General features: G+C 68.1%; 18 protein-coding genes. 4 read left to right on the top strand and 14 right to left on the bottom strand.

Going from position 1 to position 20,946, the window contains the following annotated elements:
* Genes HCX50_RS09595 through HCX50_RS09565 form a run of 7 tightly spaced genes read right to left on the bottom strand, consistent with a single transcriptional unit; the run spans position 1 to position 8,091 of the window.
* Complete coding sequence (locus HCX50_RS09595) at positions 1-1,134, bottom strand: glycosyltransferase family 4 protein (RefSeq protein WP_167634032.1); 1,134 nt, start codon at positions 1,132-1,134, stop codon at positions 1-3.
* Positions 1,127-2,923: an ABC transporter ATP-binding protein gene (locus HCX50_RS09590; protein ID WP_091034012.1), complete on the bottom strand. Its 1,797-nt coding sequence runs from the start codon at positions 2,921-2,923 to the stop codon at positions 1,127-1,129. Before HCX50_RS09590 ends, HCX50_RS09595 begins: the two co-directional genes overlap by 8 nt.
* Complete coding sequence (locus tag HCX50_RS09585) at positions 2,920-4,128, bottom strand: glycosyltransferase (protein WP_167634030.1); 1,209 nt, start codon at positions 4,126-4,128, stop codon at positions 2,920-2,922. Before HCX50_RS09585 ends, HCX50_RS09590 begins: the two co-directional genes overlap by 4 nt.
* 49 nt (positions 4,129-4,177) lie before the next feature.
* A complete protein-coding gene (locus HCX50_RS09580) occupies positions 4,178-5,164 on the bottom strand; it encodes a Gfo/Idh/MocA family protein (RefSeq protein WP_208617662.1) in 987 nt (328 codons plus the stop codon).
* Positions 5,161-6,258: a DegT/DnrJ/EryC1/StrS family aminotransferase gene (locus HCX50_RS09575; protein ID WP_091034020.1), complete on the bottom strand. Its 1,098-nt coding sequence runs from the start codon at positions 6,256-6,258 to the stop codon at positions 5,161-5,163. Before HCX50_RS09575 ends, HCX50_RS09580 begins: the two co-directional genes overlap by 4 nt.
* Complete coding sequence (locus tag HCX50_RS09570; RefSeq protein ID WP_036303408.1) at positions 6,255-6,866, bottom strand: acyltransferase; 612 nt, start codon at positions 6,864-6,866, stop codon at positions 6,255-6,257. The genes HCX50_RS09575 and HCX50_RS09570 overlap by 4 nt, the downstream gene beginning before the upstream one ends.
* Before the next feature lie 46 nt (positions 6,867-6,912).
* Positions 6,913-8,091 (bottom strand): glycosyltransferase family 4 protein, encoded by a 1,179-nt coding sequence (locus tag HCX50_RS09565; RefSeq protein WP_091034023.1) that lies wholly within the window; start codon positions 8,089-8,091, stop codon positions 6,913-6,915.
* Between the two features lie 57 nt (positions 8,092-8,148).
* Between HCX50_RS09565 and HCX50_RS09560 the strand changes: the two genes are divergently transcribed.
* Both HCX50_RS09560 and HCX50_RS09555 read left to right on the top strand, forming a co-directional pair.
* Positions 8,149-8,847 (top strand): glycosyltransferase family 2 protein, encoded by a 699-nt coding sequence (locus HCX50_RS09560; protein ID WP_091034025.1) that lies wholly within the window; start codon positions 8,149-8,151, stop codon positions 8,845-8,847.
* A 2-nt stretch (positions 8,848-8,849) separates the two neighbouring features.
* Positions 8,850-9,203, top strand: a complete 354-nt coding sequence (locus HCX50_RS09555; protein WP_029262010.1) for a DUF2304 domain-containing protein — start codon at positions 8,850-8,852, stop codon at positions 9,201-9,203.
* Here HCX50_RS09555 and HCX50_RS09550 read toward each other — a convergent pair.
* The 5 genes from HCX50_RS09550 to HCX50_RS09530 form a co-directional block, all read right to left on the bottom strand.
* On the bottom strand, positions 9,187-11,076 hold the full coding sequence (locus tag HCX50_RS09550) for a DUF6541 family protein (protein ID WP_167634028.1): 1,890 nt from the start codon (positions 11,074-11,076) through the stop codon (positions 9,187-9,189). The two genes, HCX50_RS09555 and HCX50_RS09550, sit on opposite strands and share 17 nt — an antisense overlap.
* Complete coding sequence (locus HCX50_RS09545; RefSeq protein WP_091034031.1) at positions 11,073-11,810, bottom strand: ABC transporter ATP-binding protein; 738 nt, start codon at positions 11,808-11,810, stop codon at positions 11,073-11,075. Before HCX50_RS09545 ends, HCX50_RS09550 begins: the two co-directional genes overlap by 4 nt.
* A complete protein-coding gene (locus tag HCX50_RS09540) occupies positions 11,807-12,745 on the bottom strand; it encodes an ABC transporter permease (protein WP_244176001.1) in 939 nt (312 codons plus the stop codon). Before HCX50_RS09540 ends, HCX50_RS09545 begins: the two co-directional genes overlap by 4 nt.
* Before the next feature lie 81 nt (positions 12,746-12,826).
* Complete coding sequence (locus HCX50_RS09535) at positions 12,827-14,899, bottom strand: cell wall-binding repeat-containing protein (RefSeq protein WP_091034037.1); 2,073 nt, start codon at positions 14,897-14,899, stop codon at positions 12,827-12,829.
* Between the two features lie 100 nt (positions 14,900-14,999).
* The gene (locus HCX50_RS09530; protein ID WP_167634026.1) at positions 15,000-16,073 is read right to left on the bottom strand and encodes a glycosyltransferase; all 1,074 of its coding nucleotides are present in this window, start codon (positions 16,071-16,073) and stop codon (positions 15,000-15,002) included.
* 122 nt (positions 16,074-16,195) lie between these two features.
* Here HCX50_RS09530 and HCX50_RS09525 point away from each other — a divergent pair, with 122 nt between their 5' ends.
* Complete coding sequence (locus tag HCX50_RS09525; RefSeq protein WP_167634024.1) at positions 16,196-17,959, top strand: DUF4012 domain-containing protein; 1,764 nt, start codon at positions 16,196-16,198, stop codon at positions 17,957-17,959.
* A 143-nt stretch (positions 17,960-18,102) separates the two neighbouring features.
* On the top strand, positions 18,103-18,690 hold the full coding sequence (locus HCX50_RS09520) for a hypothetical protein (RefSeq protein WP_167634022.1): 588 nt from the start codon (positions 18,103-18,105) through the stop codon (positions 18,688-18,690).
* A 201-nt stretch (positions 18,691-18,891) separates the two neighbouring features.
* Here the strand turns inward: HCX50_RS09520 and HCX50_RS09515 are convergent, their stop codons facing one another.
* Entirely contained in the window at positions 18,892-20,346 is a 1,455-nt protein-coding gene (locus HCX50_RS09515) for an LCP family glycopolymer transferase (protein WP_167634020.1), read from the bottom strand.
* Complete coding sequence (gene purE, locus HCX50_RS09510) at positions 20,343-20,810, bottom strand: 5-(carboxyamino)imidazole ribonucleotide mutase (protein ID WP_091034535.1); 468 nt, start codon at positions 20,808-20,810, stop codon at positions 20,343-20,345. Before purE ends, HCX50_RS09515 begins: the two co-directional genes overlap by 4 nt.
* Between the last annotated feature and the right edge of the window lie 136 nt (positions 20,811-20,946).

Below are 20,946 nucleotides of genomic sequence, written 5' to 3'. Positions count from 1 at the left end.
TCAGCTTCCCTCGCGCCCGGCGATCGCATCGAGGCTGCGCCGCCAGACCTGGACCTGCTCCTGCGCACCCAAGGCGTGGGCGCTGGCGTGCGCACGCTCCTTGTACCGGCGAACGTCTTCGACGGTCAGCGCATCGATCGTGCGAGTGAGGTCGGCGGCGTCGAAGCCGTCGGCGACCGCGCCGAAGCCGTACCGTTCCACGTACTCGCGCATCTCGGGCGATGGGCCGATCAGGACGCCGAGACGGGCCTGCACATAGTCGAAGATCTTGTTCGGCAGGGCCCACGTGTTGTTGAAGTTCGTCGGCGGAAGCAGGTGGATGCCGACGTCATAGGCGTTGATCGTGCGGATCAGGTCCGCATACGGCACGGGATCGAGGATTCTGACCCGCGTGCTCCCCTCGGTGAGAGCGCGCAGCTCCTCGAGGTAGTCCGGGTGGTTGGGGGTCAGATACAGATCCAGGGTCGCATCCGCACTGGACGCCTCGACCGCCTGGATCATCTCGTCGAGGTTGCGGTTACGCAGACACGCACCACTGTGCACCAGGCGCAACGGCCCCGCGACCGGAGTCGGAGTCAGGTCCGCGAAGGGGGCGGCATTCGTGACGAGCTCCGGACGGAAGCCGAACTCCTTCTCGTACTCACGGATCAGGCCGTTGCTCACCGTCGTCCAACTCGCGGCCTTCGACACATACGTCCGGCAGATCCACTCGTGATACGGCTTGATGCGCCGAGCCCACGCCGCATGCTCCTCGTTCAGACGCGGGGTGTACTCGTGGAGGTCGGCATGGATGCCGAGGCGCGGACGGAGCCACTGCGCGACGCCGACCGCTTCGGGTTCGTTCGCGAGGATGATGTCGTACTCACCGCGGGGAAGATGCTCGCGGACCCACTTGACCGCCGAGATCCGCCAGTAGACGGCGCGGTAGGCGTGGAGCGTGATCAGACGCCCGTTGTAGTCCTGGTAGTCGGCAGACCGCGGCACCTCCCAGTGGGCGGCCACCCCCTCGGGTGCGGGACCGTACCCGACTGTGGTGAGCTCGAAGTCGTCGCGGAAGGCGACGACCTGCTTGAGCACGCGCGCATCGGAGACGATCGGCGAGAACGAGATCAGCAGCAGACGCGGCTTAGTCATCCGTCGGGTCTTTCGTCAGACCGGCCAGCGCAGCCTGATGGGCGAACTCGGGCTCCTGCGCGATGACCTCTGCGAAGGTGCCGCGGGCGCGGACCTCTCCGTCCCGGAGGAACCACACCTGATCCGAATGCCGGATCGTCGACAGCCGGTGCGCGACCGAGATAACGGTGATCTCTGCGCCGAGCGCATCGATGGAGGCCGTCACCGCAGCCTCCGTTCGCGTGTCGAGCGCACTCGTGGCCTCGTCGAGGACGAGCACGAGCGGCTCTGCGTAGAGGGCGCGCGCGATCCCGAGACGCTGGCGCTGACCGCCGGAGAGCTGGAGCCCTCGGTCGCCCACGCGTCCGTGGATGCCGTCCGCTCTGGCTTCGACGACGTCGAGCAGCTGCGCCTTGCGCAGCGCTTCGCGCACGCGGGTCTCGTCGAAGTCATCCGTCCAGGTCAGGGCGACGTTCTGTGCGATCGTGGCGTCGAAGAGCGCCACGTCCTGTGGGACGTATCCCACGCGCCCGCGCCACGCGGCCATGACATCGGTGAGGTCCTGGTCCCCCAGCGCGATGTGTCCTGCCGTCGGGGTGAGGAGTCCGAGAAGCAGATCGACGAGTGTCGACTTCCCGGCCCCGGAGGCCCCGACGATCCCGACCCTGGTGCCGAACGGAATCGATCCGGTCACGTCGGCGAGGGCCGGCCGGGGCGCGTTGGGGAAGGTGAACCCCGCACCGTGGAAGTTCAGCTCGGTAGGAGTCCCGACGATGGGATCGTGCCCGATGTGCTCGGAATTGTCGCGGTAGCGCCGCGACGACTCGATGTCGCGCAGCACGGCCTCCACATGGGGGATGTTCGCGGTCATCATCGAGACGAGCGACTGGAATCCGGTCAGCGAGGGGACGAGACGGAACCCGGCGACGCCGAAGAGGGCGATGGCCGAGACGGCGGCCTCGAATCCCGAGAAGAGCATCGCCGCACCGCCGACGAGCAGGAAACCGCCCACGATGCCGGCGTCCAGGACGAAGCGCGGCACCGAGGAGAGGAAGTTCAGATTCGCCCGTGCCTTGGCCGACACGCTGCGATCCGCCTGGACGACGCGAGCGACCTCATCGGACTTGTTGCGCAGCGTGATCTCCTTGAGGGCGGACACCATGTCCGTCATCAGCGCGGCGACCCGGAAAGAGTAGTCGCGGTTCACCCGACCGGCCGTGACTGTGCGGCGCGAGAGCACCACGTACAGCAGCAGCGCGATGAGTCCGAGATAACAGACGGTCACGAGCGCGGTCAGCGGCTGCATGATGACGATGACCACCACCACGAGAAGCGACGTCGTGAGCAGAGCGGGCAGACTCATGAACGGCAGCAGGAAGCCCGACGTGACGTTGGCGATCCCGACGTCCGCGAGACGGACGAGATGCGTCGTGTTCCGCTGGAGCCTGTCGATCCACGGCGCGTGGATATAGCTCTGGAAGAGCTGATCGCCGATCTCGAGCTCGAAACTGGCGAGCCGTCTGGTCGCGAACCACTGCATGATCAGCGACGCCGTCGACTTCAGGATGATGAGTCCGGAGACGAACACGATGATCCAGATGTAGCCGTCGGGTCCGATGGCCCCGACCACCGGCAGCTGCACCGGAGTCCCGGCGAGCATGGACGAAAGGGAGACGGCGAGGATCATGAGCGCCGCGACATCGAGCGCGGCCAGCAGTGCGGAGAGCAGCACGAAGGTGTTGATGTAGCGACGGGCCGAGTCGGGGAGATTCGGCATGATGTCGCGATAGGTGGAGAAGATCGCTTTCATAGGACTTCCTCGCTCCAGGGAGCGGTCACGCCGAGGAAACCGGCGAGAGCGAGCGCCGAGCGCCGCCCGTCATGGACTCGGCGCACGAACGCGGGACCTCGTGCGGCGAGCGTACGGAAACTCTCGGGATCCGCGCAGATCTCGCGCAGGGCGTCTTCGAGTGTGTCGGGGTTCGCGAAGACGCACGGCGGAACAGCGCCGGCCTCCTCGGCCTCACTCACCGCGAGATCGGTGAGGTAGGTCACCACGACGCGCCCGGCCGCCATGGCCTCGACGGCCGCGACGCCGTAGTTGCCCATGCGCAGGGCGTCGATGACGATGTCCGCCGAACGGTACAGATCAGGCATCTCGTCCGCCGGCACCGCGTGCGCCTCCCGGTACTCGATCAGCCCTTCGGCCTCGAGGCGGGCAGCTGCTTCGCGCACGGCCGCCGTGCCTTTGACGATTCCGCTGCTGGGCACGTGCATGACGACCGGCTTCGCGCGGGTCATCGGAGGCTCGGTGCTCGCCCAGCGGTCGGGATCCACCACGACCGGGAGCCAGCTGGCGGGCGGCAGGTGCCGCGCCAGGGTGGCCGTCGAGTAGAACGTCGGCAGGGCCAGCGAAGACGCGAGTGCGCTGCGGACCTGAGCGCTCTGCTCCAGCAGGGGCGTCTGATCCCACTCGTCGCCGTGAAAGGGAGAGTAGGGGTTGTCGGAACGGTGCACGCTCGGGACCCGCACGTCGGTGCCGTGGGCGATCAGCCCCACCTGCAGGCCGGCGTCCTTCATCGCGGCGACCTCCTGCCGGACGTCACCGTCGAAGAGTTCGCCGAAGATCGGACGAACCGCTTCCACCAGCACGTGGGAGAACCCATTCACGACGGCGTCGAACTGCGCGCGCTGCCACCGCCGGCTCTTCAGGAACACTGCCGTGGGCAGGGCGTAGTCGGCAGGGAACCCGAAGTCGCCGGTCGGATTGCGGTACTGCATGTTCACCGCGCCCACCCCGGGGAGGAGCTCGGCGGCTCGCGCCCACCGGAACGCCTGCCCCGCGAAGTTCACCGGCGCGATGTACAGCCGGACGTCACCGTCGGGGGCGACCACCGGTGCGGGGACGTCTGCGGCGTCGAACCCGTAGCGAGAACCGGCGATGCGGAGCCGGATGCCCTCCGGAAGCGCGTCGAGGACGCGACCGGCGCTCCGACGCACGAAGGAACCGCTCATCGTGTCACCGGATCGGAAGGCGTCTGGCCCTGAGCCATGGTTCGACGACTCACAGCCTCACGGAGTCGCCGTCACGTGCGGACTCGAGCGCGGCTTCGACGACCACCAGCGTGCGAAGGCCCTGCTCCATGGTGACCACGTCGGTGCGCTGGCCGAGGACGGCGTCGCGGAACGCCTCGTGCTCGACGCGCAGCGGTTCGCGCTTCGCGAAGGCGAAACGGGTGACATCGCCTTCGGAGACCCCGCGGAACGACGAGACGGACTCCCACTCCAGCGGGATCGTGCCGTTCGCGTAGAAGGTCAGGTCGCCGGTGGACGTGTCGGCGAGGAACGCACCCTTCTCCCCCGTCACGACCGTCAGCCGCTCCTTCATCGGGCTCAGCCAGTTCACGATGTTGTTGACGATGACGCCCGACGCCGTGCGTCCTGTGATGGTGATCATGTCTTCATGCTCGCGGCCGCTCTTGAACGCCGTCTGCGCGAAGATGCGCTCGTAGTCGCTCTGCACGACCCACGCCGTGAGGTCGACGTCGTGCGATGCCAGGTCCTTCGCGACACCGACATCGGCGATGCGCGAGGGGAACGGCCCCTGCCGGCGCGTGACGACCTGGTACACGGCTCCGAGTTCGCCGGCTTCGATGCGGCGCCGGAGTTCCTGGACAGCGGGGTTGAAACGCTCTATGTGACCGACGGCCCCCACGAGACCGGCTGATGCGAAGGCGTCGACCATGCGCTGGCCGGCCTCGACGCTGTGCGCGATCGGCTTCTCCACCAGGGTGTGCACACCCGCGGCGGCCAGCTTCAGGGCTGCATCCTCATGGAATCGCGTCGGGACCGCGACCACGGCGATGTCGATGCCCGTGGCGATCAGTGCTTCGATGTCGGGGAGGATCTGGAGATCTCCGGCGACGCCGTGCGGGTCGCCCCCGGGATCGGCGATCGCCACCAGTTCGACGCCGTCGATCTCCCGGAGGACGCGTGCGTGGTGACGCCCCATCATCCCCACGCCGAGCAGGCCAGCGCGCAGAGTCATCACGCACCCGCCTTTGCGATCGCGTTGACGGCGGCGACGATGCGTTCGAGATCGTCCTGGGTCAGCGACGGGTGGACCGGCAGGGAGGCCACCTCGCGGGCGGCGCGTTCGGTCTCCGGCAGGTCGAGCCCCGGAGCGAAGTGCGTCAGCGAAGGCAGCCGGTGGTTCGGGATCGGGTAGTAGACCCCGGCGCCGACGTTGTATTCGTTCTTGAGCGCGGCGACGAAACCGTCGCGGTCCTCGGGAACACGGATCGTGTACTGGTGGTAGACGTGCACGGCGCCGTCCGCGACCGGAGGCACGATGACGCCCTCGAGATTGGCGTCGAGGAACGCGGCGTTGGACTGCCGGGTCTTCGTCCAGGCATCGACCTTGGTCAGCTGCACGCGTCCGATCGCGGCGTGGATGTCCGTCATGCGGGCGTTGAAGCCGATGACCTCGTTCTCGTACTGACGCTCCATGCCCTGGTTGCGCAGGAGCTTCACCTGGCGTGCGAGTTCGTCGGTCGCCGTGGTGACCATGCCCCCCTCGCCGCTGGTCATGTTCTTCGTCGGGTAGAGGCTGAACATGGCGAAGTCGCCGAACGAGCCCACCGGGCGTCCGTCGAGCGAGGCGCCGTGGGCCTGAGCCGCGTCCTCGTACAGCGCGATCCCGCGCTCGGCGGCGAGGGCCTCCAGCTCCCGCATGCGGGCCGGGTGGCCGTACAGGTGCACGGGGAGGATGCCCTTGGTCTTCGGTGTGATCGCGGCCGCGACCGCCTCGGGGTCGAGCGAGAACGTGTCGGGCTCGATGTCGACGAAGACCGGCGTACCACCGGTGAGGGCGACGGAGTTCCCCGTGGCGGCGAACGTGAACGACGGCACGATGACCTCGTCACCGGCACCGACGCCGGCCGCCAGCAGGCCGAGGTGCAGGCCCGCGGTGCCGGAGTTCACCGCGACGGAGGGGCGACCGGGCACGAAGTGCGCCGAGAACTCCTGCTCGAACGCGGCGACCTCGGGGCCCTGAGCGACCATGCCGCTGCGCAGGACTCGGTCGACGGCCTCCCGCTCTTCGTCGCCGATGATGGGCTTCGCGGGGGGAATGAACTCGCTCACACGGTCTCCTTGCTCAATGTGCCTTCTGATTCGATGTATCTGTCGCCGGTGCTCGGGCAGACCCAGATGTCTGCGTCGTCGGCGGGCTTCAGCGGGATCCCTGCTTCGCCCACCCATCCGATGCGCCGCGCCGGCACGCCGACGACGAGCGCGTATGCCGGGACATCCTTGACGACCACCGCACCGGCGGCGACCGTCGCCCAGGCACCGATCGTCACCGGAGCGACGCACGTCGCTCTGGCGCCGATGGACGCACCCGTCTCGATGGTCACGCCGACCGGCTCCCAGTCGTGTGCGCTCTTGATCGATCCGTCGGGGTTGATCGCCCGCGGGTAGGTGTCGTTGGTGAGCACCACGGCGGGTCCGATGAACACGCCGTCGCCGAGCTTCGCGGGTTCGTAGACGAGGGCGTAGTTCTGCACCTTGCAGTTGTCGCCCATCTCGACGCCGGTGCCGATGTAGGCGCCGCGTCCGACGATGCAGTTCTCCCCCATCCGCACGCCCTCGCGCACCTGCGCGAGGTGCCAGACGGCAGAGCCGTCGCCGATGACGGCGTCAGGGGACACATCTGCGGATTCGACGATCCGCACGCGAGAGGTTTCAGTCACGGGGGCTCCTAGCACGCCGCCGGGAACTGGCAGCACTGACGAGATTCTACTTGGCGCTGCGCCGCGAACCTCGACGCGCGCCGCGAACGACGTCCGCAGCCCGGGCGCCCACCGTACGCAACGACGCGTTGTCGACGGCCCAGGCGACGCGTGCGGGCCGCGCGTGCTCGGTGGTTCCGTCCGCCCACTCGGCGAGCAGTCGCCGCATCGCAGCGGCGACATCATGGGCGTCGAAGCCGACCGCTTCGCCGAGCCCTCCCGCGCGCACGACCTCTCCGCCGGTCTCCGCGCCGGCGAACAGCACGGGCGTGCCGACCGCCGCGGCCGCATACGTCTTGGTCGGTCGCGCGAAGTCGTAGCCGATGCCGGGGACGATGCTCACGAGCGCCGCCACTGCGCCTCTGAGCCACGAGGCGGACTCCGCGGGTCCGACGAGTCCCCCGAAATGCACGCGGCCCGGTGCGATCCGCTCCGCGAGCACCTTGAGTTCCGGTTCCACCGACCCCTGCCCGAAGAACCGGATGTGGACGTCGACCTCGGAGAGCTCCGCCAGGGCACGGATGAACACCTCAGGCTGCTGCCACTCCGACATGGTTCCCGTGTAGACGAAGTACGGGACGTCTGCCGACGGGGCCGGCACGTCGGGCGAGAAGACATCGGTGTCGATCCCGTTGCCGACGCTGATCACGCGCTCGGGACGGCCGCCGATGTCTCCCAGTCGTTCGGCGACCTCCGGCGACACGGCGATGGCGGATGCGGCGCGCCGCAGGACGAAGCTCTCGACGGCGCGCATGACCGCGATCACCGGTCGAGGCGCCTCCATGGACGCGACCGCGTCGGTCCAGACATCGCCCGGGTAGTACACCAGGACGCGTCCGGTGAGCAGGGCGGCGACCGCGGCGACGAGTCCGGTCGTGGGCGGTGCCTCCGCGACGATCACGTCGGCGCGATGCCGCAGCAGACGGAAGAACAACGGGATGTCGAAGGAGAGGTACTGCACGTAACCGCGGATGGCTCCGGTCCGATCGCGAAGGACCCGGGCTCGCCGAACGGTGACGCCCGGAGCATCGGTGGTCGTCATCCCGTGGGGTGGCCGAGTCGTGAGCACCACGACGTCGGAGTCGGGTGCGAGAGCCCGGACGAGTGCGTCCATCCGGAAGCTGGCGGCTGTGACTTCCGGCGTGTACAGCCGCGTCGCGACGACGACCCGTCTTCTCCTCGGCATCCTGCCCCTGTAGCTCGGTTGATGAAGGTCCGTTCGGACACCTGACACAATAGAACCATGTCCTCGAGCGTCCCCGCGCCTCCCTCCCCCGACCGCAGCGCCTGGGTCGTCATCCCCCTCTACAACGAGGCGAGCGTGATCGGCGGCGTGGTGGAGAGCCTGAAACCGTTCTTCGCGCACATCGTCTGCGTCGACGACGGCTCGCGAGACGGATCCGCGCGTGAGGCGGAGAAGGCGGGCGCCATGCTCGTGCAGCATCCCGTGAACCTGGGCCAGGGTGCGGCGCTGCAGACCGGATTCGACTTCGCGCTGGCGCACCCGGAGTGCGAGTACATCGTGACCTTCGACGCCGACGGCCAGCATCGCATCGAGGATGCTATCGGCATGCTGCAGCTCGCCCGCGACGAAGACGTCGCCATCGTCTTCGGATCCCGATTCCTCGACGACCGCACGAACCCCGGTTGGATCAAGAAGGTGATCCTCAAGACGGCCGTGTGGGTCACCAATCTCACCACGAGCCTCAAGCTCACCGACGCCCACAACGGGCTCCGCGTCATCCGACGCGACGCCGCAGCGGCGATCGATCTCCGACAGGACCGGATGGCGCATGCCACCGAGATCGTGCTGGAGCTCGGCCGAACCCATCTCTCCTGGAAGGAGTATCCGGTGGAGCTCCTGTACACGGACTATTCGAAGGCGAAGGGCCAGAGCGTGCTCAACTCCGTCAACATCCTCGTCGACTTGGTGGTGAGGTAGCCATGTGGATCCAGATCCTCCTGATCTCAGCCATCGTGGTGCTCGCGGTGTTCATGATGCGCCGGACGGGCGCAGACAGTCACCTCGCGATCCGTCGACTGCTCATGGGCCTGTTCGTGATCGCCGCAGTGCTCTCGGTGCTCTTCCCGCAATGGCTGAGCTGGCTCGCGCAGCTCGTCGGCGTCGGTCGCGGCACCGACCTCGTGCTCTACGCGCTGATCGTGATGTTCCTCGCGTTCGTGTACTCGCAGTACCGCCGCAACGTCGCCCAGCAGCGGCAGCTCACCCTCCTGGCCCGCAAGATCGCCCTGCTCGAGGCCTCAGAGAACGAGAAGCACCCTACTCACAACCCGTGACCTCGTAGAGGACGGCGTCGCCGACGCGGTCCACCTCGGTGAGGATCGAGGAATCGTCGAGGCCGTGCAGGCCGTCGAAGGTCGTGTAGTGGTTCTCGAACAGCACGCGGTCGCCGAAGTCGAGGGCGTGCGTCACGCCGAGTCTGTCGATCGCGTCGCACACGGCGGGCCCGCCCTCCACCAGGTACCTGGCCAGGGTCGACGCGTCATCGCCGTAGCGCCCGGTCACGTGCGGGAAGACCACGTCGTGCCCGGTGAATGCGAACAACAGGCCGGCTCCGGTCAGCGGGTCGCCGATCACGACGGCGTCGTCGGGCAACTCGTCGTCGATCTCGTCGAACAGCGCCACCTCGTCGGGTGAGAGCCCCTGCGACGCCTCGCTGAACTGGAAGCTCACGCTGCGCATGTAGCCCACGTCGTTGCGAAGTCCCACGAGGTGGGTCGCCCCTGCGACGGCGACGATCGCGACGACAGCGACCACGAGGCCCCTGCGTCCTGCCCGCCACCAGCCTCGGATCCATTCGACGACGACGGACGCGCCGAGCGCGGCGAGCGGCAGTCCCCACACCGCGATGAGCGCTCCGACGCGGGTCGTGTCGTCGTACCAGACGCCGACGAAGACACTGCGGATCGATTCGACCGGGAACCAGGTCGCCATCAGGAAGAAGAAGATGCTCACGGCGTAGGACCCGAGGATCCACCACGTCCGGTCCTTCACCACGCGCCAGATACCGATCGCCGCCAGCGGCCCGAGCAGGAGCCCCGTCGACCTGCCGACCGGGCTGAGGAATGCGACCTCGCCGAGAGCCTGCCCCAGAGAGGAGGTGGGAAGCCACTCGTGCGTCGTCACATTGGCCACGATCCAGACCACGGCGAGTGCGACCGCCCCCAGAACCACCGAGAGTGCGACGACGACCCGTGTCGTGGTTCCGCCCGCGCGAGCTGTGCGCCACGCCAACCAGACGAGGTAGGGCACGAGCAGCACCACCGCGCCGAGAAGTGCGGAGGGATGCGCGAGGGCGACCGCACCCGCGGCCGCGAGGGCGATGAGGATGCGCAGCGTCCTCCCCGCCCACGAGAGCGCCGGCGCGAAGGCGATCAGGACGACCGCGAGGAAGATCGGGATCAGCGCGGTGCCGAGCAGGTTGGGATAGAGGACGCCCCAGTTGAGGAAGCCGAGGGGGAAGACGCTGAAGCCCAGACCCACGAGCGGAGCCCACGTGGTGGCAGCCGGGCGGGACGGGAACGCCACGGCGGTCAGGCAGGCGAGGGCGACGGGCCACACCAGCGCGATCACCGCGACGGTGGTCACGTTGGTCGCCGCGACGATGCTGCCCGCGGCCGGCACGACGAGACTGACCAGCGCGTGCCAGAGGGTGGGATAGAACGACGTCGCGGCGCCGGGCACCACCATCGTCATGTGCAGCGGGGAGGCGTCGCCGGTCTCAGCGATGAACTCGACGGCGTTCAGGTGGAACAGGCCGTCATAGAGCTGGGAGGGGTTGCCGGGAGCCCCGATGCCCAAGGCGACGATGCCGATCCAGGCGACAACGGCCGCGGCGAGCGCGATCCATGCGCCCCTCCCCGCACGGGGTGCGGTGTCGACCGCGCGCCGGTCGAAGAACCGGAGCGCCGCGGCGACGACCCAGATGACGACGGTGACCACGGCCACGGGGATCAGTCCCCAGCGCATCCCCAGCAGCGGTGCGAGGAGAGACGCGGCAGCGAGAACGCCGAGGGAGACGGCGATCGCCACACCGAGGCGCACGATTCCCTGTACGCCGCGAAGGCAGAGCCCGATGGGCAGCCCCGGGACGATCAGAAGGGCGGCCGCGACGAGCAGCGCAGGGATCTGGCCGATCCAGTCGCTCACGCGTCCACCAGAGCGATGGCGCCCTCGACCTCACCGTCGTAGATGACCTCGCCCTTGTTGATCACGATGCCGCGGGTGCACAGCTCACGGACCATCTCCATGTCGTGGCTGACGACGACGAGGGTCTTGCCCGCGGCGATGAGCTCTTCGAACTTGAGTCGGCACTTCTCCCGGAACGGCGCATCGCCGACGGAGAGGATCTCGTCGACGAGGAGCACGTCGAGCTCGACGTGGATCGCGACCGAGAAGGCCAGCCGCATGAACATCCCGGAGGAGTAGTGCTTGACCTCCTGGTCGATGAACTGCTCGATCTCGCTGAACGCCACGATCTCGTCATAGCGAGCCTCGATCTCGTGGCGCTTCATCCCGAGGATCGCCGCGTTGAGGAAGACGTTCTCGCGTCCGGAGAGCTCGGGATGGAAGCCGGCGCCGACCTCGATGAGACCGGCGACCCGACCCCGGGTCAGCACCTGTCCGTCATCGGGCTCCATGACGCCGGAGACCAACTTGAGAAGCGTGGACTTGCCCGATCCGTTGAGCCCGAGGATGGCGACGGACTCCCCCTCGCCGATGACGAGGTCCACGCCTTTCAGCGCTTCGAACTGGCTGGTGAGCTTCTGCCGCTTGATCCAGGCGACGACGGTGTCCTTGAGGGAGAACGCGTGGTTGAGCGTGAACCGCTTGCGCACGTCGTCGATGATGATGCTCGGCCTGATCGCCGTCTGTTCACTCATAGGTCCTGTGCGAACTTTCCCTCGAGGCGGCGGAAGACGAACTGCCCGAGCAGCAAGGTGGCGACGGCGATGAGGAACGTCCACAGCGTGTTCCAGCCCAGGTTCGGCGGAAGCGCGACGAGTTCCGTACCCGCGTATCCGGCGGCCGAGACCATGCCCTCGGTCGCCGGACGCCAGAAGGCGTAATGGAAGAGTTCCACGCCCTGGGTGATCGGATTGAGGAGGTACAGGTCCACGAGCCACGACGGCCAGTGCAGCCGGTCTACGACCGCCTCCTGCACCATGATCCACGCGTACAGCACGGGTGACGCCCACGTGGCGAGCAGCAGCATCAGCTCCACGATGTTCTCGGCGTCGCGGAAGCGCACGTTGACGGCGCCGAAGAAGAGGCCGAGACCGAGGCTGAACACCATGACGATGATCATTCCCGCGAGCACGGCGAGGATGCTCAGCACCGAGATGTGCGCGATCCATCCCATCAGGAGGCAGACCACCAGCAGCAGCCCGACCTGCGGGAGGAAGTGCACGAACGCGACGATCACGGCCGAGACCGCGAACAGCTGGCGCGGAAGGAACACCTTGCGCACCAGCGGGGCGTTGCCGACGATCGACGTGGTCGCGTTCTTGAATCCCTCAGAGAACAGGTTGATCACCACGATCCCCGAGAACAGGTAGACCGCGTAGTTCGGGATCCCGTGGTCGAGCTTCATGAAGATGCCGAGGACCACCCAGAACACGAGGAACTGGGCCGCGGGTCGCACGTAGGACCAGGTCCATCCGAGCACCGAGTTGCGGTACCGCGTCGTGACGCCCGTGCGGACGAGAAGGTTCAGCAGATAGCGCCACCGCACCACGTCGATGAGCCCATGGCTTTTGCCGGGGATGTCGAAGTCGGCTCGCGGGATGATGGCGTAAGGATCGGGTTTGATCGTCACAGGTGTTCCATCCGGGAAAGGAGCAGCCTTCATACTAGCCGGGGCATTCTGAGGATCTGCGCTGCCCACGCGCAGACGATCTCAGCATCGACGAAGCTGGCCGATGCCCTCCGCGGAGAGCACCCCCGTCCCGCCGACCAGGGTGACGGTCGTCGCTCCCCTGGTGCGCAGGAACTCCGCCGCCTGGGGGAACATGCAGGTGCTCTGCGAGAGCACGAGCGGGACCCCGAGCCTGCCGGCGAGAGCCGATCCGGTGAGGGCGTCCGGGAAGTCGTCACCCGTGGCGACGAGCACACGCAGTGCCGTCGAGGGGAAGTACGCGTTGTTCACGGCGATGTTCGTCAGGTATCGATCGGTGCCGGAGAGCCGGTTCATCTTGAAGCCCTGGCCCTGCAGCTGGGCGACCACCGAATCCTTGACCACTCCGGCGCCTCCCACGACCGTGATGTTCGCGGCGCCGATCTTGCGGAGCGTCGCGATCGTCGCGGCATCAGCGCTGTTGGCGAGTCCGTCCACGAGCAGCACCGGAATGCGCCCTGCACCACCGGCGGCCGCCGCGCTGAGAGCATCCGGGAAGTCCGCACCGGTCGCCAGGAGAACGTTGGCGCTCGCGCCGGAGCTCTCGACGATGGCACGCGAGGTCGAGTAACGGTCTGCGCCGCTGATCCGCTCGATCTTGGCAGCCGGTACCGCGGCCTTCGTCTGCGCCGCCACGGCGTCCGAGATCACGCCCACCCCGCCGACGAGGACCACCCGGGTGGGTGCGAGCCTCTTGAGCTCCGCCGCGACGTTCGCCGGGATGGCTCCCGGGGTCGTGAGCAGGAGCGATGCCTGCGCCTTGCTCGCCGCCGCCACCGCCGAGAGGGCGTCGGGGAAGTCGAGGCTCGTCGCGAGGAAGACCGTTCTGGTCCCGGTGGGCCATGCGGCGCGGGAGGCTTCGACCGCGGTCTGCTCTCGACTGTTCCCGGAGATCCGGTCGACCTTCACCGTCGTCGCCGTGTAGGCGGCGGACTGTGCCGTCGCATCGACGTAGCCGGCACGCTTCGCCGTCAGCTTGACCTCGAGCTTCGTGCCGCTGTCGGCGACGGTCAGGTTGTACGACCGCCCGGTGGCACCGGGGATCGCTGTCCCGTTGCGGAACCACTGGTAGAGCGTCGTGGTGGCAGCGGGCGTGAAGACGCCCGTCGCCGTGAGGGTCTGACCGGGGATCACGTAGCCGTTGACGAGCGGCTTGCCCGCAGTGAAGGTCAGCGTCCGCGTCGGACCGAACCAGTCGGTGAAGTAGTTGTAGAAGTTCCGGTTGCCGTAGGCCGAGCATCCGTCACCCTCGCCGTAGCCGGCGCGCAGGGCAGCCGCGTTGGGCTGGTACGGCGTGTAGTAGTAGAGAGCCGACGTCGCCTTGTTCGCGACGTACACCGGCGCGGAGCCGCAGGATGCCTTGGGGTTGTAGAGGATGTTCCAGGTCTTGCCCGGCGCATACCACTGGAACCACTTGCCTTCCATGTAGATCTGCATCTGGCGGGCGGCGCCGTAGATCTGGTGGAAGAAGCCGATGAAGTTCGGGTCGCACGGCGCGGTGTCCGGGCATCCCTGCCCGAGAGCGATCCGATAGCGCCAGGCGCTCGGCCACGTGTGGGTGATCAGCCCCTGCTCCTTCTGGAGCATCACGATCAGTACCTGCGGGTTGATGTTGCAGGCCTGCGAGACGCGGTAGATGATGCGCGCGGCCGATTCGTTCGCGGCGCCCGTGTATCCGCTGCAGTACTGGTCTGCCGGGCGGGTGACCGTGGTCATCCGGAAGTCCTTCAGGCAGACGATCGCCTCGTTGTTCTCGTCACGGCCACCCAGGCAGCGCGCGACCTTGCCGTTGAAGAAGGTCTGGATCTGCGCCTCGGTCATCGTGCTCTTGTTCGTGAACACGGCGTCGCTGATGAGGTTTCCCGGTGTGAAACCGGTGAGGCTGCTCTTCGCGATCCCCGCATCGACGGGGGCGGCGGAGGCGTTCGCGACTGTCGCCACGGGTGACGCGACCGTCGCCTGAGCAGCGGCGGCGGGAACGACCGTTCCGAGAACGAGGGCGGAGACAGCGAGGAAACAGGTGAGGAGTGGGGCAGTCCTCAGGGTGTTTCGCGAGCGTGGGGCACGTCGAGACATGTGACCAGTGTGACGGAAGTTGCAGGATGATGCCACTGTTGCGCCTCTTTGGCCACAGCACCCCGGCGTGTCGCACCGATGTGCAGGTGGCTCCCAGCCCTCAGAGGTCGGCGTGCAAAGCCCAGAGCCGCTCCGCCGAACTCGCCCACGAGAAGGCCCTGGACCGATCCGCGGCCAGGACGCGCAGCCGGTCCGCCGCGGCATCCGTCGCCTCCGCCATGGCGTCCGCGATCTCGTCGGCGGCGACCAGCTTCCCGCCATCGGCGATGACATCCCGGTGCGAGCCGCTGTCTACCGCGACGACAGGGATCCCGAGGGCCATCGCCTCGACCGCGCGCCATGGCCACCCGGCAGAACTGCTCGTCGCGGCGAACACCGATGCCCCGGCCAGCACGGCCGCACGGTCCGCGGTATCCAACACACCTCGGATATGCGCGCGACGCTCGGGGAGCCCCGCGGCCGAGGCGAGCTCGGCGTAACGGGGTTCCGCACCTTCGGGCGCGCCCAGCACGACGGCATCGATCCCCGCTGCGACAGCGCCGCGGAAACCGTCGTGCAGATCGGCCGCCGACCCCGCCAGCACCACATAGTGTGCGGGCAACGATAACGCGGCTCGCCTTTCGGCGGCGTCGACAGGCGCCGCGAACCCACGGGGCGGAGCACCCGCCACCACGCGGACGCGATCGCCGAGACGTGCGAGTTCCGACAGCCGCTCGGCGACGGCATGCGAGGGCACGACCACGGCATCGGCATGCTTCACTGCCCGCCGGAGCATGCCGCGCTGCCAGGCGACGAGGCTCTTGGACAGCTGCTCCGGTGCGTCCCAGGCGCGCAGATCCCACAGCGTGACCGTGGTCTGGTGGTTGTCGTGCACGCGGTCATGCCGCACGAGCGGGGCCATCAGCGTCGGCGAATGGATCATTCCTCCGCCGACCCCCGGAGCGATCCCGAGCTGCCAGGAGGCGGCCAACTCGCGACGCCCGAGCCCGAGGGTCCGCACCTCGCCGACACCGGCGACCGGCACCTCCGCACCCGCAGGAACGATGGCGTCCACCGTGCACCCGGAAGGCGCCGTCGCGATCAGGCCGACCGTGAGATCGAGCGAGGCGGAAGCCTGGTCGGGGTCGACGACATGCACGAGCTGATCCAGAACAACACGCAGCCGAGCACCCATGCGATCAGGCTATCCTCGCCGCGCAGCTCCCCCGTGGAGCGCACCACCCGCGCCGCGACAATGTCAGCGTTCCCACAGTTTTCGCCCACCGCCGCCCCAGCGGTTCGTGCTTGAATGCTCGAGTGAGCGATGGTCGTCTTCCCGTCCGACGCCGATGGATCGGGTGGACCGTCGGCGTTCTGCTGTCGATTCTTCTCATCGCGGTCGGCTGGGTGGCGATCCGCGGGATCGGCGCGGTCAACGACCTTCAGCAGGTCGCCAAGGGCGCCACGCAACTGAAGGCATCGATCGCCTCGGGCGACCTCGAAGAGGCGGAGCGGATCTCCGGGAGCATCGCGCGCAACGCGGCATCCGCCGACGACCTCACCTCGGACCCCGTCTGGCAGGCATTCGGCGTTGTGCCGTGGCTCGGACCGAACTTCCGGGCGGTGAGCGAGATCGCCGAGATCGCGAACGACGTCTCGACCGACGCGCTCACGCCGTTGCTCGATGTGGCCGGCGGACTCGATCTGGCGGGCCTGGGCGTCAAAGGCGGCACGATCGACCTCGCCCCTTTCGCCGAGATCCAGAAGCCGCTCGGGACAGCGAGCACCGCCCTCACCGCTGCGGAGCAGCAGGCCAAGCGCATCGATGCGGACGCGACCCTGCCACCCCTCGCCGACGCCGTACGTGAACTGCGATCCGCGGTGACCGGGGCAGCGACAGCGGTCGGCTCCCTGCACGGTGCCTCTGTCCTGCTCCCGACGATGCTCGGCGGCGAAGGCCCGCGCAACTATGTCCTGGCCATGCAGAACAACGCCGAGTTGCGCTCCTCCGGCGGGATCATCGGCTCGATCGCTCTGTTGCATGCGGAGAACGGCACGATCACGCTGCAGAGACAGGCGTCGACCCGGGACTTCCCGCCGCTGGACACCGCTCTGCCGCTCAGCGAGTCCACGATCGCCCTGTTCGACGACCGCCCCGGTCGCTACCTCCAGAACATCACCGCCATCCCGGACTTCGCCGAGGCGGGCGAGATCATCGCGGCCCGGTGGACGGGTCGCTTCGGCGGGACCGTCGACGGCGTCATCGCCGTGGACGCCGTCGTCGCGGAGCACCTCATGAAGGCGACCGGAGACCTCGCTTTCGGACCCTTCACGGCCACAGCGGACACCGTGACGGACATCCTGCTGTCCCAGATCTATGCAGCCGTCCCCGATCCCGCCGCACAGGACGCGATCTTCGCGCAGGCGGCGGGCGGCCTGTTCAGCGCCGCGCTGTCCGGCGGCGACCCCCGGGCTCTCATCGGGGCACTGGCCACATCGGCGGACGAGAGTCGGATCCGCATCTGGAGCGCACACCCGGAGGAGGAGGCCGTGCTCGCAGCCTCCGAACTGGGCGGCACGATCCCCACGGACAGCGACGACGCGACCTACGTGGGTGTGCTGATGAACGACACCACCGGCGGGAAGATGGACTACTACACCCGTGCATCCATCACGACGTCGGTCGGCACGTGCCAGGGCGCTCCGACCACGCAGGTGCGCGTCACGTGGACGAATACGGCCCCGGCGGACGCCGCGACCTCGCTGCCCGCCTATGTCACGGCCGACGGTTTCTACGGCGTCCCCGCCGGCACGGTGCGCACGCTGATCGCGGTATACGGGCCCGAGGGCGCGACGCCCGCCCATGTCGACCGCGACGGCGAGGAGGAAGGCGTGCAGACGGCCATGCTCGGCGATCGTTCCGTCGTGCAGCACGAGGTCTCCCTTGCCCCCGGCGAATCGACGACGATCACGGTCGAGTTCGAGGGCACGGGCGCCGGAGAGCGATTCACGGAAGTGCGGCACACCCCGCTCATCGAGGCTCCGGAAACCGCACGGAAACCGCTGAACTGCGCAACGTGACATTCCGCGCTCGATAAGGTAGCGTTGAGCCACTGGGGAATATCTGGAGTCTGCAATCTTGCCGTGGGGGCAAGACGACTCCACGCAGTCGGATGCAGGGGTGTATCCGGATGCGATTCCGCGTGAAATTCTGGGGAGAAATCATGCTGAAAAAACTGGCTGCCATCAGCCTTACCGCCGGCGCGCTCGTGTTCATTGCGCCCGCCGTCGCATCCGCTGCGCCGTCGACTGTTCCGGCCGCGTCCACCGATTCGTACACGACGCCTCCCGGCGTCAAGGTCGGCGACCCGGTCATCGACATCTGCGAAGTCTCGACCATCGTGTTCGGACCGGGATACTTCCTGCCGTCCGAGAACGTGAATGTCTCCGTCTCCGGCCTCAACGCCGGAAATGCCGCCGTCTCGGGCAACACCGCCGCGACCGACGGCAGTCTGACGCTCACGTTCCGCCCGCCCTCCGATGGTGAGGGCTCCTACGCCGTCTCCTTCGGCGGCTCGCGCTCGTACACCGCGACGATCACCGTCGCGCACGGTCACGATGCAGCTTCGACGTGCGACCACGATCCTGGGGTCGCACCGGCAGGCGCGGAGATGCCGCTCACGGGCGACGGATTCGAACTCGCCCTCACCGGCGGAAGCGTCTCGCCGTGGGTCCTCGGAGGCGGCGCCGCGGCGCTCGTCGCCGGTGGCGCCCTCGTCGCGGTCGGAGCGTCTCGCCGCAAGCGCGCCTAGGTCCGGCTGCCGCCTCGCGCGGTGGTCGACTGGACGACGGTGATCCCTCCCCCTCCGATCACCGTCGTCTGGTGCATCCGGTGGCACCCACCGGAAGCCCACGGCCCGCCCCTTCTGGGACGGGAGGGCCGTGGGCTTTGTCGCGCACTCGTGGCCGGCGGACTGCCCGCCACCATCTCCGGTCGACGCGGACTAACGTCGTCAGGGAGCGGGGCTCGGCGTCTGCGTCGGGGGATGCAGCGACGTAGCGATCAGGTCGTGGATGGACCTGTAGTCCGGCTCATGTTCGTCCACGCCGAAGTCGGGCGTGAGCTCGATCGACGTGACCTGCTGCTCCTTCGCCTTGAGCATCAGGTCGAAGAACTCCGGCAGCTTGTCCGAGGGCAGATCGGTGCTGATCAGCGCCGTACCCGCCGCCGCCACCTCGTTGAACCGCGTGAGCACGGTCTGCGGTGTGAACTGGGCGAGGATCGCCTCCTGGAGCTCACGCTGACGCTTCATGCGATCCCAGTCGCTGGTCGTGTAGCGGGATCGGGCGTACCACTGAGCCGTGTCGCCGTTCATCCGCTGCGTACCCGGCTCGATCCAGCCGATGGCCCATTCGTTCACATCGGTGCCCGTCCAGCCCTCGGGCGGTCCGCCCTTCGGAAGGCGCTCGGTGACATCGATCTCCACACCGCCCAGAGCATCGACGAGCTCCGCGAAGCCGTGCATGTCCACGAACACGTAGTACGGGATCTCGATGCCGAGTACCCCCTCCGCTGCGTCCTTGGTCGCCTCGATCCCCGGGTCGGAGCCGTGGGCGACAGCGTCGGGATAGAGCCCTGCTCCCCCGTCTTCGCGGCACACCTCGGCCGCGTTGCGCACATGGTTCATCCACCCGTTCCAGCCGCACGTCGATGAGCTGTGCCCTTCGAAGCCGTTCGGATAGAGCTCCTGCATCGGGCTACCCTCGCTGAACGGGGCGTTCGGGAGTTCGCGCGGGATGCCGGTGATGGTCACAGCGCCGGTCTCGGCATTGACCGACACGACCGAGATGCTGTCGAAACGCATCGAGTCGCGGCCGTCGCCGCTGTCGGCGCCGAGCAGCAGGATGTTGTAGTACCCGTCGCTCGGCTCCACGCTCGGGCCGCTCTGCCCGAAGATCGAACCGAGCGTATTGCGCACCGAGCCCACCGCGGTCGCCGCATACGCGGCTCCCCCACCGACGAGCCCCAAGAGCACCAGGGCGACGACGGGGATGGCCATGCGGGACAGTCCGGGAACCTTCACGAGGCGCACGAGCCGCAGCGCGTCGAACGTCAACACGATCCAGAGCACGACGTATCCGACGATGAGCACCTGCACGATCGTGAGGACGGCGGCCGAGAAGAATCCGCCGCCGATCGTGATCCACAGCAGGACAGGGCGCGCGAACAGCGCGAGGCCGAGGGCGACGATCGCCAGGAACCAGGCGATGAGAGTCGCACCGAGGCCGAAACGACCGAGTCGACGATTGCCGGCGAGCACCTGCGCCGAGCCCGGCAGCAGGAGATTCATCGCGACGAGCCACCAGCCGCGCTTCGCCATCGTGCCCGGATCGGAGACATCCGGGTGCCGCAGCGGCCGGGTCTCGATCAGTGGGCGCCCTGATGCGCGCGGAGGCGCAAGGGTCACAGTGACCCCTTCAGCCGTTCGTTCTTCTGCTCGACCAGGGCCTCCAGCTCGCGCGCGAAGGCCTCGACCCGGTCGGCGATGTCGGGGTCTGCCGTCCCGAGGATGCGAGCGGCCAGGAGTCCTGCGTTGCGGGCGCCGCCGATGGACACGGTGGCGACGGGGATCCCGGCAGGCATCTGCACGATCGAGAGCAGCGAGTCCATGCCGTCGAGGTAGGCGAGCGGCACCGGGACGCCCACGACGGGAAGCGGGGTCATCGAAGCGAGCATCCCCGGAAGATGCGCTGCTCCCCCGGCGCCCGCGATGATGACGCGGACACCTCGGGAGCGCGCGTCACGCGCGTATGACATGAGCTTGTCGGGGGTGCGGTGCGCCGAGACGACTTCGACCTCGTGCGGGATGCCGAACTCGGTGAGTGCCGCGGAGGCGTCGCTCATCACGCGCCAATCGGAGTCGGATCCCATGACGACGCCGACAAGAGGAACGGCGGAGGAGTGCAGTGGCTCGGTCACCAGATCAGGCTACGGTCTGCCGCTGGGAGAAACCCCGAACGCCGCGCCTGTTCGGGCGCATGTTTCGCGCCCCACGGCGCCGAGAGCG

The organism is Microbacterium sp. B19(2022) (assembly GCF_012030385.1).
In the GTDB taxonomy this organism is placed as follows: Bacteria; Actinomycetota; Actinomycetes; order Actinomycetales; family Microbacteriaceae; genus Microbacterium; species Microbacterium oxydans_B.
This window is presented reverse-complemented; position numbering and strand designations above follow the sequence as displayed.